The organism is Funiculus sociatus GB2-C1 (assembly GCF_039962115.1).
GTDB classification, from domain to species: domain Bacteria; phylum Cyanobacteriota; class Cyanobacteriia; order Cyanobacteriales; family FACHB-T130; genus Funiculus; species Funiculus sociatus.
This window is the reverse complement of the sequence record NZ_JAMPKJ010000009.1, coordinates 59,403-72,278: the sequence shown is the minus strand read 5'-3', so window position 1 is coordinate 72,278 and position 12,876 is coordinate 59,403. Positions and strand designations below refer to the sequence as shown.

Here is a 12,876-nt window from a genome sequence, read left to right as displayed (position 1 = left end):
AAAGATTAGAGAAATATAACCGCAGGTAGACGCGCTGGGATGCGAAAGAAGATCCAGGGCGGCTAAGGTAAAAAAATCAGAAACAGGCGATCGCTAGTCGGGGCTGGAGGCTGCTGACTTGTTAGTTTTAGATCGACCTTCGGAATGGGGAAATTTTAGAGCGATCGCATTACGGTTGAGGAAACATTTCGTAAACTTCAATCGTGGATATCTCTGTTCTGGTCAAAACCTTTGTTGCTGTGTTTGTCTTGGCAGATGCTTTGGGCAATGCACCGATATTTCTAGTCCTGACTAAGGGCATGGAATCAGAGCAAAGAGACAATGTGGTGAACCGCGCAAGTATTGTGGCGACGGGGGTGTTGCTGCTATTTGCCTTTGGCGGTAAATGGATTCTAAAATATTTAGAAATCAGCATGGGGTCTTTGCGGGTAGCTGGGGGCCTGTTGTTGCTGTTAATTGCCCTTCAAATGCTCCAGGGAGAACTGGATACACCTGTCGTTGATGAAACGCGGGATGTGGCAATTACTCCGCTAGCTTTTCCGCTTTTGGCGGGGCCAGGAACGCTGACTGCGGTGATGCTGTTGATGTCTGAGTCTCCTGATGCTCATCTAAGCGTGGTGGTAGGTATTGTGTCTGCTATGCTCGTGACTTGGTTTATTGTGCGTCTGTCTGCTCGCGTAGACCACTTGATCGGGCCAGAAGGGGCAGTTATCATTACTAAACTTCTAGGTTTTCTTCTAGCAGCACTGGCGGTGGAAATTGGCAGTGCTGGAATTCGGGAATTGTTTCTGACTTAAGATGCGATCGCGTTTTCATAAACGGCAGAGATGCAGAGGAAGAGAGGGCGATCGAATTCTCCATGTAAGGGCTTTAGCATTTCTTACGGGGGATCGCGTTTTGATAAACGGCAGAGATGCAGAGGAACAGACAGCGATCGCATTCTCGATGTAAAGGCTTTAGCATTTCTTCCGGGGGATCGCGTTTTGATAAACGGCAGAGATGCAGAGGAAGATAGAGCGATCGCATTCTCCATGTACGGGCTTTAGCATTTCTTACCGGGGATCGCGTTTTGATAAACGCCAGAGACGCAGAGGAAGAGAGAGCGATCGCATTCTCCATGTAAGGGAAGGGCTTTAACATTTCTTACGGGGGATCGCGTTTTGATAAACGGCAGAGATGCAGAGGAAGAGATGGCGATCGCATTCTCCATGTAAGGGCGAAGCATTCGGGTGAGTTAGTTTGTCGGAAAAGGGTAGATTAATACCCCGAATGCTTCGCCCGAACGCTAGGCGATCGCGTTCGTGAGATGAGGTGAGGCGATCACTCACCTTATCCACCACGAAAAATAAGGGTGATTGATAACTTTAACTCAATCCTAGCTGTTGCTTTAAAGCTTCTGGCACATTCTTGGCTGTTGCCAAATTCCGAATATTCTCCCACTTCGTATACTTATCCCAAGAAATGTTTTCGAGGTTTGCGCGGCTGAGGTTTGTGCGGCTGAGGTTTGCGTCGCTGAGGTTTGCGTCGCTGAGGTTTGCGTCGCTGAGGTTTGCGCCGCACAGGTCTGCGCCGCACAGGTCTGCGTCGCTGAGGTTTGCGTCGCTGAGGTCTGCGCCGCTGAGGTCTGCGCCGCTGAGGTCTGCGCCGTTGAGGTCTGCGCCGTTGAGGTTTGCGCCGCACAGGTCTGCGCCGTTGAGGTCTGCGCCGTTGAGGTCTGCGTCGCTGAGATTTGCGTCGCACAGGTAGGCACCGCTGAGGTCTGCGCCCCTGAGGTCTGCGCCCCTGAGATTTGCTTCGCATACCTCTGCGTTACAGAGGTATGCGTCGCACAGGTCTGCGCCGCACAGGTCTGCGCCGCTGAGACTTGCGTCCCACAGGTCTGCGCCGCTGAGATTTGCGTCGCACAGGTCTGCGCCGCACAGGTCTGCGCCGCTGAGATTTGCGCCGCTGAGGTTTGCGCTGCTGAGGAATCGCCAAACTGTTTCTATAAAGCCCCTAATACCGATACATTCGCTGTAACCGATGCTGCGACGCAATCGATATTTATCAAAACTATCAGTATCTTTTTCACCGCAGGGAAAGAAAGCAATTTTGTCTTTTAAGTCATCGTTTAACTGGGCATAGCGGTGTAACTCTAAGAGCAAGATAGTGACATTCAGCCCTGTATAAACATCTACCTGTCGCTGCCCGATCAACTTGGAATCTTGCGTTTGCCCCTTCATTTTCCGCATCTTTTCCTGAGGCAGATTCTCTGGCGGTGCATCGATAAACTCACCATCGCACCAACGCAGATAAAAATCCTCTAATCGGTTGAATAATTCTACTGGCTGAAACTCCTTACTGGCAGCTAATAAAGCCATTAAATATTCCACAATTTCTAGTGTCAGCCCACCATAGCCAAACAAATCGTAGATTTCCCAGTCCATTTTGTCGATAGATATCTCAAACTCCTGCGGTTTTTTTCCCGGTTGCGTCCAGTCTTCTATACTTTTTTTGAGTCGTTCCGCACACAAAAATTCCCCAAAACTCTTGTGGGTAAACTCCACCGAACCGCCTTTGTCAGCTGCCGCAGGCTGGAGATAAAAAGCCGCCAAAGCATTTTTCAGCGCATCCTCTCCGTGTCGTTCTCTAGCTTGGCGAATCAACTTCATTGCACTGTCATCGTCAGTTAAACGAGACTCAATTGTTTGCATCTCGGCACATTCCCCACCGGACTGCACGACGCACAATCCCGCCTCTGCCAAAATGCGTCGCAGCCCTGCCGTTTCCTGTCCGGTTAGCTCTCGATTCAGCCATTTTTTACGTTGTTCGGTCAGTACCCACTCTAAAGATTGCTCGTAAATCAGAATTTTTGCCCCGACACCGCTAGCACCCTCAAACATTTCCACCGTCAATTTGCCATCTCGGTGCATCGCCGCCAATAGATATAGCAATAGCGGTTCTTTTGCTAATTCCCGCACCCGATCCGGACAGCGTGTATCTTGCAAAAATTGCTGAAATGCTAAAGTTTTATCACCTCCAATTTGAGTTTCCCATTTGGTAAACCACTGCTGCTGGAGTTCGTCATCCATCGGCAGTAGTTCCACTCGTTCCATGTTGGGAGGTATACTTCCTTCGATACCTTGTAGTGCCAAGAGTCTGCCTGTAATAATAACCCGATGTCCTTTTTCAGAATTTCGCTGGCAGCTACCTTGGAAATTTTCTATTTGCCAGAGGAAATCCTTTAATTCCTGGCTGGTTCCTCTTTCCATCACTAACTCATCAAATCCATCCAGCAGAAATAAAAATCGGGTATTTCTATCGGTTAACCAGCCATCATCTTTTACGGAAAAATTACAACCTACTGCTGCTTGCAAAGTTTTTTCAAAACTCTTTTCAAATGTCCTAATAGCCCGCAACCGAATCAAGATTGGTGTCCAAACTGGATGTAAATGCTGCCGCGCCCAGTCGGCAAACATCCGACAAAAAACACTTTTCCCTCTTCCCGGCCCCCCTTGGATAAACATCACCTTGTCTTGTTTCTGGGCATCTGCTAGCATCACCTTTGCCCAGCTTTCGAGCTCAATTGGTTCTGCATCCTTATCAATCTCTCCCTTCTTCAGATTCACTGGTTGTACCTTCAACGGCACGTAAATATCTTTGAAAGTGAAAGTCTCATCAAATACTGGCTCTAGGGGCTTAGTCGCAATTTGTTCATCTAAATAAGTATTGATACTGTAGTATTTTTCCGATTCTTGTCGCCTTCCAGCTAGATACAATTCCGCCCGTTGTCTGACAGAATCATCAGCATCTTCTAAGGCTTTTTTCAGGTGTTGATGAGTCTTCCAAGCTACCCAAGCTGTTAAAACCTCAGCGTCGTACTTATTTATCCCTGCTTGTTGCAGTTGGTTCGACAAAACCTGATTTAAAACTTGGGCTAATTCCGATTCGTGGAAGCAGGTGAGAACATTTCTAGCGAGATGTTCATCTAGTTGAAATTCTCCCAGTTTTACGCTTTGCTGTTGGGCGATATTTGCGGGAGAGGTTGTACTTGCTGGCTCTAGATTGGCTGGTTGTAAATTGATTTGCTGTAATAAGTCATTACTTTGCACCAATTCATTAAAGCTTTCTAGATAAGCGAGAGGAGATGCGATCGCTACCCATTCCTCTAGGGATAGCTCTTGACGCTTCTTTTTGCGGTACAGCCTCACGCCTTGGATCGCTAGTTTCGCCCCTGATAGCCCCGCTATAGCAATTCCAGCAGGGCTTGCAGTTGCAGAGAATAAACCTAAAGCCACTGCGAATTCCAGCGCAAATTTAGTAATCTCTGTCCCCGTCTCAGCTACATCTCCGGGTTTCCCTAATTCCCGAATATCAGTATTCAACCACTGCCAAATCTGCTTGATTGTAATCATGCGATCGCTACTCTCCGTCCTGATGAGTCGAAGATAACTCAACTACTAAGCATCTGCCCTCAGTTGGATACTTCTCATATTTTCTGGAGAAAGCGCGATCGCGTTCTTGACAAAAACTAGAAAAATCAACGATGATAGTAGATTGTCTGTCTATTCCTGCTCGGATCAGGTTGAGACATTCCAAAAGCTGGCATCACTGACATAGCCTGCTCTCGTCAGGCTTAGTTTGTGTAGCCCCACCCTTCATGGTGCGGGTGTCATTTACTAAACATGAGCCAGCTACCTGTACGGCAACCCCAAGGACTATCCCATGAGTTACGCAATTATTGAGACTGGCGGCAAACAGCTGAGAGTCGAACCAGGCCGCTTTTACGATGTCGAACTGCTTCACGTCGAGCCAGACACGGATATCACCATAGATAAGGTGTTGTTCGTTCAGAACGACGGCGATGTCACCATCGGTCAACCTTTCATCGAAGGCGCGACTGTAGAAGGAACGGTGATGAGACACCGCCGAGGCAAGAAAGTCATCGTCTACAAGATGAAGCCCAAAAAGAAAACCCGCAGGAAGAAAGGGCATCGTCAAGAAATTACCCAGCTGATGATTAACTCCATCAGCATGAATGGCTCAGTGCTATTCTCACAGCAAGAATCAGCCCAAACGCCAGTGCTTGAAGATCCAGATACTGCGCCATACCCATCAGAACTCCCCGAAACCCCGGCGGTAGAGGAGTCTGTTGCTGAGGAACCAGCGCCAGTGGAAGTCATAGCTCATGCGATAGAAGAAGCTCAAGAAGCTGTTGGAGAGCTGGTTGAGCAAAACCCAGATGCTGAAGAGTCTGCGCCAGTGGAAACTCTGACCACATCGCTAGATGAAGCTCAAGAAGCTGTGGAAACTCTGGCAACTGAGGAATAAAACTACAGCACAATAGTAAATAGATAAGAAAAATTGAGGAAACTATGGCTCACAAGAAAGGTACAGGTAGTACGCGCAACGGTCGTGACTCTAATGCCCAACGTCTAGGCGTTAAACGCTTCGGCGGTCAAGTTGTCAGGGCTGGTAATATTTTGGTGCGTCAGCGGGGAACTACATTTCACGCTGGTCAAAACGTCGGTGTCGGCAAAGACTATACTTTGTTTGCTCTAGTCGATGGCGTTGTCACCTTTGAAAGAAAGGAAAGATACCGCAAGAAGGTAAGCGTTTACCCAGTGCCAGCAGCAGCTGAAGCACCTGCTGAGGCAGAACTGGCAACCGCACAAGCCTAATTGTTTTGTCGGTAATCTAGAGGCACCCGGCGGGGTGCCTTTTTATTTCAAAGGATATGTGGCAAAAGTAGGAGGTGCCTCTATTTCCTACTGGGCAAGATGTCAAAAAGGATACTTTGCCAAAATTAGGGGGAGACAGAACCTGCCCTCCTTCCCTATCAGGCTGAGCCTGGTAACTAGATGTCACAGAACTTTACGAAATAATAGAGTTGCTACAGGAAACAAAACGATAAACTTTTTAAACCAGCAAAAAACAGTTTTAACAATTAACAACTACACCAAACGCCATGTTCCCTATACATCGCCCTCGCCGCCTTCGCACTTCACCCCAACTACGCCGGATGGTGCGCGAGACAGTTCTTACCACAAGCGATTTAATCTATCCTCTGTTTGCGGTGCCAGGACAGGGAATCGCTAAAGAAGTGAAATCTATGCCGGGAGTCTATCAACTATCGGTAGACAAAATTGTGGAAGAGGCGAAAGAAGTTTATGACCTCGGCATCCCAGGCATTATTCTATTTGGCATTCCTGAAGATAAGGATACAGATGCGACTGGCGCTTGGCACGATTGCGGAATTGTGCAAAAAGCAGCAACGGCGGTGAAAGAAGCGGTGCCGGATTTGATTGTGATTGCCGATACTTGCCTGTGCGAGTACACCAGTCACGGTCACTGCGGTTATTTACAAGTTGGCGACTTGTCTGGTCGCGTTTTGAATGACCCGACGCTGGAGTTGCTAAAGAAAACAGCAGTTTCTCAAGCTAAGGCTGGTGCTGATATCATTGCGCCTTCCGGGATGATGGACGGTTTTGTACAGGCGATTCGGGAAGGATTGGATGCGGCAGGGTATGAAGATATACCGATTCTTTCCTATGCTGCGAAGTATGCTTCAGCTTACTATGGCCCTTTCCGGGATGCTGCTGACTCTGCTCCTCAGTTTGGCGATCGCAGAACCTACCAAATGGACCCAGGTAATGCCCGCGAAGCGATTAAAGAAATTGAACTTGACATCGCTGAAGGTGCAGATATGCTGATGGTTAAACCCGCCCTAGCTTATATGGATATTATCTGGCGGGTGAAGGAAGCAACCAATTTACCAGTAGCCGCCTACAATGTCTCTGGCGAATACGCGATGGTTAAAGCGGCTGCTTTAAATGGCTGGATTGACGAACAGCGAGTGGTGATGGAAACTTTGACTGGCTTTAAGCGGTCTGGTGCCGATTTGATTCTCACCTATCACGCTAAAGATGCTGCTCGTTGGTTGTAATTTAGGTAATAGGTAAAGCCAAAATTAGCTGAAAATCAATTGAATTTCGGTGACGTTGGACACCAATCGGCTGCTGTCTGGTTAGTAAAATGACCCAGTACGAAAATCTAGGTTACTGATGACGATGGATTGCCGTCATATCCAGTTTTGTGACAATAAATCAAAGATCGACTTCAAACAACTGCTGGAGTTGTTTCAAATAGCAGCCTTCTGGGCGCAGAGTCGAAAAATTGAGGATTTAGAAGTGGCGATCGCTAACAGTGAGCCGGCGATCAGCGTCTGGGATGGCGATCGCATGATCGGATTCGCCAGAGCCACTTCCGATGGTGTCTACCGTGCCACTATCTGGGATGTGATCATTCACCCGGACTACCAAGGTGCAGGACTCGGACGCAAGTTAGTGGAAACACTTATCAGCCATCCCCGCCTGAGCCGAGTAGAGCGCGTTTACTTGTTGACTACCTATCAACAAGGCTTTTACGCCCGTATTGGATTTGAATATAGCAATCCCAGTACAACGATGGTGCTGTATAATAACCAGCCGGTAGCTGAGCCTATGGCTGTCCAGGTTAGATAGTTTCTGGTGTCACGAGGGGAATCGAAAGCTGAAGCCGGATAAGATTTTCTGGTGCTGAAGTAGCAGGGGTGTCGGCTGGTTGTCCCGCCACCACTTCTAGTCGTCCCTGCATGACTTCCAGCAAAGTTTGATTGATTAACAGATTCATCCCTGCTGATAGCAGTGGCTCTTTTACAGGCTGCTTGTCTGGATTTTTTACCTGTTCTTCTGTCTTTTTCACGGTATTGAGCAAATCCACAGGCTCGCTCCAAGGGTGGGAGGGAACCTCCCCTTGAACGTCAATCCAGATGTGGAGATGATCAGATGCTGGTGAGGGAGAAGCGGAAACTCGAATGCTACCTCCGTCCATACGAGCGATCGCGCTATCAACTAAATTCAGCACCACTTGTTGTAACCGTCGCGGATCTGCCAAAACGTAAATTTCTGGATCGGGGGGCGATACTTCCAAGCGAATGCTGCGATTAGCTGCTTGCAGGTACGTAAAGTTATAGACTTGCTCAAAAACATTAGCTATCTGTACAGGCTGAATTTCTAGCCGATTGGTGCCATGTTGGGTTTTGGCAACGGCAATAATTTCGTCTAAAAGTTTTACCAGTTTAAGTGCAGAGCCTTGAGCTTGGGCTATGAACTCTCGTTCTTCCTCTGGAGAGTCACACAAATCTGACAAAATTAGCTGATGTAGACCGATTAAACTGTTCAAGGGCGATCGCAATTCATGAGAAGTCCGCGCCAAAAAACCCGCTTTAAACTGGCCCATTTCTGTTGCCATGTTACAAGCAAGTTGGGTTTGCTTGAGTTCCTCTAAAATGGCTTCCAAGTTTGAGTTAGCGTCTTGGGGCATAAAAATATATCGGTTTTTAGATTTTGAGGGTTGGGTAAAAGTTACCCTGTAGGGGGAATTAGAAATTAATCATCAGAAAATATCTCTAATCAAGGGTCTTTAATTCCCAGTTCCTTCCAATTTAACTGCTCCTTGCCGCAAAATTTCCCATTTACTGTCTGTCCATTTGGCAACGGTGGAAGGAACGCCAAGCGCCAATTCTTCAGTCTTTAATTCCGAGGGTAGTAGAGTTAAGACATCGGGAAACTGCGCTTCGATTTCGGTCATTGTTTCGAGGGGTGGCTCCCCAGAACGATTGGCGCTAGTAGTTGCTAAGGGGCCAGTTTGCGCCAGAATTTTACGAGCGATCGCGCAATTTGGCACTCTCACTCCTATTGTGCTGGGATCAGTCGGGTTCATGGTTCTTGGGACGCGCTCTGAAGCTGGCAATACTAACGTTATCGCTCCCGGCCAATATTGCAAAGCAACTTGTTGCCAAATCTCCCATTCCGCCGCACTTCCAGTTACAAAAGTCCATAAATCTGCTGGCGTTGCTCCCATCAAAATCAACGGTTTATCTCCACTCCGCTGTTTTGCCGCAAAAATTAGCTCTGAGTGTTCCGGCTGTACTGCCAATGCTGGTACTGTATCTGTGGGAAAGCTCACCAAACACCCAGAAAGAGCGCCTTTTATCAGGGCATCGATTGAAACTTGTGCCATTCGATTTTGGATTGAATTTATCTTGATTTTCTGCTTTAAAATTAACTTACTATTATTAACTTTTTATTTTTCGCTATAGGCCTTTTATGGTATATTTAGATAATGGAAATCCGTCCTTTTTTTTTGAAAGATTTACATATTTCTAGTATGAAGAAAACTACTTAAAATCTTATTATAAAGTTAAATATACCATATAAAAATAGGCAGTTCAAGAAAATTCCTAATTTTTAATATAAGCAAGAGCAAAACGTTCAATTCCAGCGAAATCGGCATGAATTGAAATGTCGCAGTAACGCCCTTCTTCTTGCAACAATTGAACAACAGCATCGGCTTGTCCCGCCATCATTTCAATTAGCCAAATACCGCCCGGATGCAGGTATTCGGGTGCTTTCTTTACCAAGTGGCGAATGCAATCAAGCCCATCCTTGCCCCCATCAAGGGCGAGATGGGGTTCGTGCTTCGCCACTTCCGGTTGTAGAGAAGGCACCAGACTGCTAGGAATGTACGGCGGGTTGGAAACCATGCCGCTGAGTTTGCCTTTGAGGGCATGTAAAGGGTCCCACCAGGAACCTTGATAAAAATGAATCCGAGTGGCAAAACCCAGATTAAGAGCATTGTATTGGGCGATCGCAAGAGCCTCAGGGCTAAAATCGACGGCGTGAATTGTTGCCTGTCTTAACCCATCTGCTAAACCAAGAGCGATCGCGCCACTACCTGTTCCCAAATCTGCCCAGTGTCCTTGCTTTAAGCTTGGGGTGACTTGGCCTTTTTCAGCAGCAGTAACTGCCAAATCAATCAGATATTCTGTCTCCGGTCGGGGAATCAACACCGCCGGAGTTACCGCCAAAGAAAAATTACGCCAAGGTGTAACACCAGCGATGTACTGTATCGGCAAGCGATCGCAAATTCGCCGTTGCCACATCTCGGTTAACACTGATAACGGCAGCTTTACCTTTATCTGGGTTCTGCCTTGGAAAGAATCTAACCGCAGCGCCAACCGATTTACATCGGCAACTTCTAAAAGCAGCCAGTCCACTTCAGTTGGGTCAACATCAGCAGACTTAGCCGCATCTCTTGCCCAGTTGCGCCAAGACAAGAGTTCCCCACCTGAAACTGTTGGCGACTGCGGGTCGTTCATATCTCAACGTCTGGGTTGTTGAGGTCTTGCTGGCTGTTGTTGTTGAGGTCTTGCTGGCTGCTGTTGTTGAGGTCTTGCTGGCTGAGCTTGATTCTGCCCAGCTGCGGGTTGCAGGGTGCGGATAAATTGTATTGACTCCTGCGATGGATACAAGACAATTTTGCTTAGACCAGGATCATTGCTGGTTAGCAAGGTTTGAATAACACTTTGCAAATCCACTACCTGAATCTCAGTGTTAGCGGCTTCAGCAGGGACAGCTTGCTTAAAACGGTCTATGAGAGCGATCGCTTGCTGTTTGTCAAAGTAGAAAGGAATAAACCGCTCATTGCCCAGTGGAATAGTCAGATAATTATTATCTTTCTTAAACTTCGGTACAAAGAGGGGAATACCATTAAATTGCTGCCCTTGTTGGCCGCTCTGAGTCAGCAGCGTTCTTGCCAATTCAACCTGTTGCTGCGCGGGAACTAGAGTAAAAACTGTACCATCTGGCTTCTTTTTACTGGCTTGAGCCATCGTGTAAAAGTCTGCCAAGGACACGGCAACCACCTTCATTGTGTTTGCCAGCTGAGGATTCTCCTTCTTCAGCCGGTCGTCGAGAAATTTTTGAGCATCCTGCTTGCTGACAAAAAAGCCCACCTGTGAAACAGTCTGGTTTTCGTTCTTTATCGAGCGAACCACGAAGTCACCTTGAGCATTGGTGAGCGTAAATACGGGTACTTCAGCTAGCTTTTTTACGACCTGATCTTCTGGCAATGCGATCGCCCGCAGATTTTCCATTGCGGGTAGTCCTCCCAGGAGGATACCGCCAACTAGACCCAGTGTTGCGCCCAAACGAACTAATGATTTCATCAGAATTCCCTCAAATTTTTCCTTTGGATACCTCGTCTTACCAAATAGAGTCCAGACCAGGCGAAATGTTTCCTCTTTCAAGCAGCCCCCGTTCATCCGGGTCAAATTTTGTTTCTAACTAAACTGTATCTGTTCTGCTGTTTTGTGGCGACTGCCATTTTTGAATACTTTAATCCCCCATATACTACTTCCTGACACCTAATGTCAATACAATATTAGCGATCGCTAATATTCTCATCCTCAATGCCTTCTACTGGAAAATAGGATTCCCTAAGTAGTGGTGCTGTGTCATGACGGCCAATTGTCACATTACAATGACTATCTAAGCTTCGCCTCGGTTCCAGCCCCTACTTCGCTAGGTTATCCGCTTTTTTCCCACGGCAGCATCTGATTGTTACATAGCTGCTCAGATCCTGAGAAATCCACACACCAAAATTATAAGAAAGCTCTCCGATTTCGGTTGCCTTGAGGCGCTAATTCTTTTTACTACCAAGAATCAGGATGACCGGATTTAAGAAGAGTCTGTAAGTTTAAATGTCCGCAGTATTGAGGTGTTCTAGCGCTTGTAATCCCTGTAAGGTAATGAATGCGGTTACTAGCTAATAGCTCCTTTTTGATACCCAATTTACAGGCTACTGAGAGGTTCATTAGGCAGCATCTAGCGATTTTTTCAGTTGTGCTATCAACTACTACGGAGCCAACCGCCGTACTTTTATTACTTGAGTTTGCTTGCATACTCATTTTCTAGCACTTGTTGACTTTTTCTCAAGTGTGCTACCAGAACGATTAACAAAATACTCCTCCTAAGAGAACGCCACTACTCCTTTGACCCGGCTCTCCTAAAATAAAAACCCCAAAACCCAGACTAATCAAGGGTTTTGGGGTTTTTATTTTAATCGGGATGACAGGATTTGAACCTGCGGCATCCTGCTCCCAAAGCAGGCGCGCTACCAAGCTGCGCTACATCCCGTTCAAATTGAGCGATCGCATTTTGAATATTTTGTACATTAGTTTGTGTACTAATACTGCGCCAGCGACCTTTGCTTATTATAGCGTACTTGCTGACTTTTAGCTCACCAATTTTCAAATTAATCTGGATACCAAAACATTCCTTTAATCCCTTCCGGGTCTGCAATAAAATTTATTCCCCGGTAAAAATCCACAACTTGAGGATCAGCGAATAGAGTAATGTTACTTATATCTTCGCTGCGAAGTTTCTTGATAGCGTACTTCATTAATGCCTTACCCAGCCCCTTGCCTTGGAAATCTGGGTGAACTACCACATCCCAGATAGTGGCATTGAAGGCATGGTCAGAAGTGGCACGAGCAAAGCCAACTAGCCGTCGCTGAGTTCCCCGCACGTCCCACATTGAAACTACGAGGAAACTGTGTTCAATAGCTTTCTTTACCTTGCGTAACGGTCGCCGCGACCAGCCAACCGCATCGCAGAGTTCTTCCAGTTCATACAGGTCAATGTCACGCTCAGTGCTAAAAAAGATGCGAGAACCATTGCCTGTGCGATCGCCTGCACCTTCCATAGCATAACCTTCACCAGGCGTCATCTTCGACGCGGTGCTGCTGTCAGAACCGCTAAACAAGCTTTTCCAAAAACCCATGCAGGTGTGGCTAAGGTATTTATATTTTCCTGTTCCTACCGATCGGTAGAATTCCCACCTTACAGATGAGACTTGCTGATTTACTGATCCCAGTTAACGCTGAAAGAAGCTTAACTTCTAGCGCCAATCACCCCATCTTCACAGGTATTAATGCCCATGTACGAATGAGAGTAACGAAGCAATCTAATAAATCAATTGATATTGCCAGAATCGCGTACACTTTTTGATAGT

The 12,876-nt window shown here is 46.9% G+C and carries 12 protein-coding genes, 1 tRNA gene and 1 pseudogene; 5 read left to right on the top strand and 9 right to left on the bottom strand.

Annotated features, from left to right (window positions below):
- Positions 1-203 precede the first annotated feature (203 nt).
- A complete protein-coding gene (locus tag NDI42_RS06740) occupies positions 204-797 on the top strand; it encodes a MarC family protein (protein WP_190459569.1) in 594 nt (197 codons plus the stop codon).
- A 73-nt stretch (positions 798-870) separates the two neighbouring features.
- Here NDI42_RS06740 and NDI42_RS06735 read toward each other — a convergent pair whose 3' ends face one another.
- From NDI42_RS06735 to NDI42_RS06725, 3 genes are read right to left on the bottom strand one after another with little or no spacing between them, the layout of a single operon-like run.
- The gene (locus NDI42_RS06735; protein WP_190459567.1) at positions 871-1,140 is read right to left on the bottom strand and encodes a hypothetical protein; all 270 of its coding nucleotides are present in this window, start codon (positions 1,138-1,140) and stop codon (positions 871-873) included.
- Positions 1,134-1,337 (bottom strand): hypothetical protein, encoded by a 204-nt coding sequence (locus NDI42_RS06730; protein ID WP_348231385.1) that lies wholly within the window; start codon positions 1,335-1,337, stop codon positions 1,134-1,136. Before NDI42_RS06730 ends, NDI42_RS06735 begins: the two co-directional genes overlap by 7 nt.
- Before the next feature lie 27 nt (positions 1,338-1,364).
- On the bottom strand, positions 1,365-4,394 hold the full coding sequence (locus NDI42_RS06725) for a pentapeptide repeat-containing protein (protein WP_190459563.1): 3,030 nt from the start codon (positions 4,392-4,394) through the stop codon (positions 1,365-1,367).
- Positions 4,395-4,704: 310 nt separating this feature from the next.
- Here NDI42_RS06725 and rplU point away from each other — a divergent pair.
- From rplU to NDI42_RS06705, 4 genes and pseudogenes are all read left to right on the top strand, one after another.
- Positions 4,705-5,139, top strand: a pseudogene (gene rplU / locus NDI42_RS06720) (50S ribosomal protein L21); the annotation flags it as partial.
- 215 nt (positions 5,140-5,354) lie between these two features.
- Entirely contained in the window at positions 5,355-5,660 is a 306-nt protein-coding gene (rpmA, locus tag NDI42_RS06715) for a 50S ribosomal protein L27 (RefSeq protein WP_190459559.1), read from the top strand.
- A 287-nt stretch (positions 5,661-5,947) separates the two neighbouring features.
- Positions 5,948-6,925 (top strand): porphobilinogen synthase, encoded by a 978-nt coding sequence (hemB, locus tag NDI42_RS06710; protein ID WP_190459558.1) that lies wholly within the window; start codon positions 5,948-5,950, stop codon positions 6,923-6,925.
- Positions 6,926-7,049: 124 nt separating this feature from the next.
- Positions 7,050-7,502: a GNAT family N-acetyltransferase gene (locus tag NDI42_RS06705; RefSeq protein ID WP_190459656.1), complete on the top strand. Its 453-nt coding sequence runs from the start codon at positions 7,050-7,052 to the stop codon at positions 7,500-7,502.
- Here the strand turns inward: NDI42_RS06705 and NDI42_RS06700 are convergent.
- The 6 genes from NDI42_RS06700 to NDI42_RS06675 all read right to left on the bottom strand — a co-directional run bounded on the left by NDI42_RS06700 (position 7,495) and on the right by NDI42_RS06675 (position 12,645).
- A complete protein-coding gene (locus NDI42_RS06700) occupies positions 7,495-8,343 on the bottom strand; it encodes a sensor histidine kinase (protein WP_190459556.1) in 849 nt (282 codons plus the stop codon). The two genes, NDI42_RS06705 and NDI42_RS06700, sit on opposite strands and share 8 nt — an antisense overlap.
- A 99-nt stretch (positions 8,344-8,442) precedes the next feature.
- On the bottom strand, positions 8,443-9,042 hold the full coding sequence (locus NDI42_RS06695; RefSeq protein WP_190459554.1) for an L-threonylcarbamoyladenylate synthase: 600 nt from the start codon (positions 9,040-9,042) through the stop codon (positions 8,443-8,445).
- Positions 9,043-9,262: 220 nt separating this feature from the next.
- Positions 9,263-10,180, bottom strand: a complete 918-nt coding sequence (gene prmC / locus NDI42_RS06690; protein WP_190459552.1) for a peptide chain release factor N(5)-glutamine methyltransferase — start codon at positions 10,178-10,180, stop codon at positions 9,263-9,265.
- A gap of 3 nt (positions 10,181-10,183) precedes the next feature.
- Positions 10,184-11,029: a Tic22 family protein gene (locus NDI42_RS06685; protein WP_190459550.1), complete on the bottom strand. Its 846-nt coding sequence runs from the start codon at positions 11,027-11,029 to the stop codon at positions 10,184-10,186.
- Positions 11,030-11,925: 896 nt separating this feature from the next.
- Positions 11,926-11,999, bottom strand: a tRNA-Pro gene (locus NDI42_RS06680).
- Positions 12,000-12,117: 118 nt separating this feature from the next.
- Positions 12,118-12,645, bottom strand: a complete 528-nt coding sequence (locus NDI42_RS06675; protein WP_190417617.1) for a GNAT family N-acetyltransferase — start codon at positions 12,643-12,645, stop codon at positions 12,118-12,120.
- Positions 12,646-12,876: the final 231 nt, after the last annotated feature.

Coding starts and splice junctions, on each gene's coding strand:
- NDI42_RS06735 (WP_190459567.1), bottom strand. CDS start 1,140: ATGTTAAAGCCCTTCCCTTACATGGAGAATGCGATCGCTCTCTCTTCC.
- NDI42_RS06725 (WP_190459563.1), bottom strand. CDS start 4,394: ATGATTACAATCAAGCAGATTTGGCAGTGGTTGAATACTGATATTCGG.
- rpmA (WP_190459559.1), top strand. CDS start 5,355: ATGGCTCACAAGAAAGGTACAGGTAGTACGCGCAACGGTCGTGACTCT.
- hemB (WP_190459558.1), top strand. CDS start 5,948: ATGTTCCCTATACATCGCCCTCGCCGCCTTCGCACTTCACCCCAACTA.
- NDI42_RS06705 (WP_190459656.1), top strand. CDS start 7,050: ATGGATTGCCGTCATATCCAGTTTTGTGACAATAAATCAAAGATCGAC.
- NDI42_RS06700 (WP_190459556.1), bottom strand. CDS start 8,343: ATGCCCCAAGACGCTAACTCAAACTTGGAAGCCATTTTAGAGGAACTC.
- NDI42_RS06695 (WP_190459554.1), bottom strand. CDS start 9,042: ATGGCACAAGTTTCAATCGATGCCCTGATAAAAGGCGCTCTTTCTGGG.
- prmC (WP_190459552.1), bottom strand. CDS start 10,180: ATGAACGACCCGCAGTCGCCAACAGTTTCAGGTGGGGAACTCTTGTCT.
- NDI42_RS06685 (WP_190459550.1), bottom strand. CDS start 11,029: ATGAAATCATTAGTTCGTTTGGGCGCAACACTGGGTCTAGTTGGCGGT.
- NDI42_RS06675 (WP_190417617.1), bottom strand. CDS start 12,645: ATGGGTTTTTGGAAAAGCTTGTTTAGCGGTTCTGACAGCAGCACCGCG.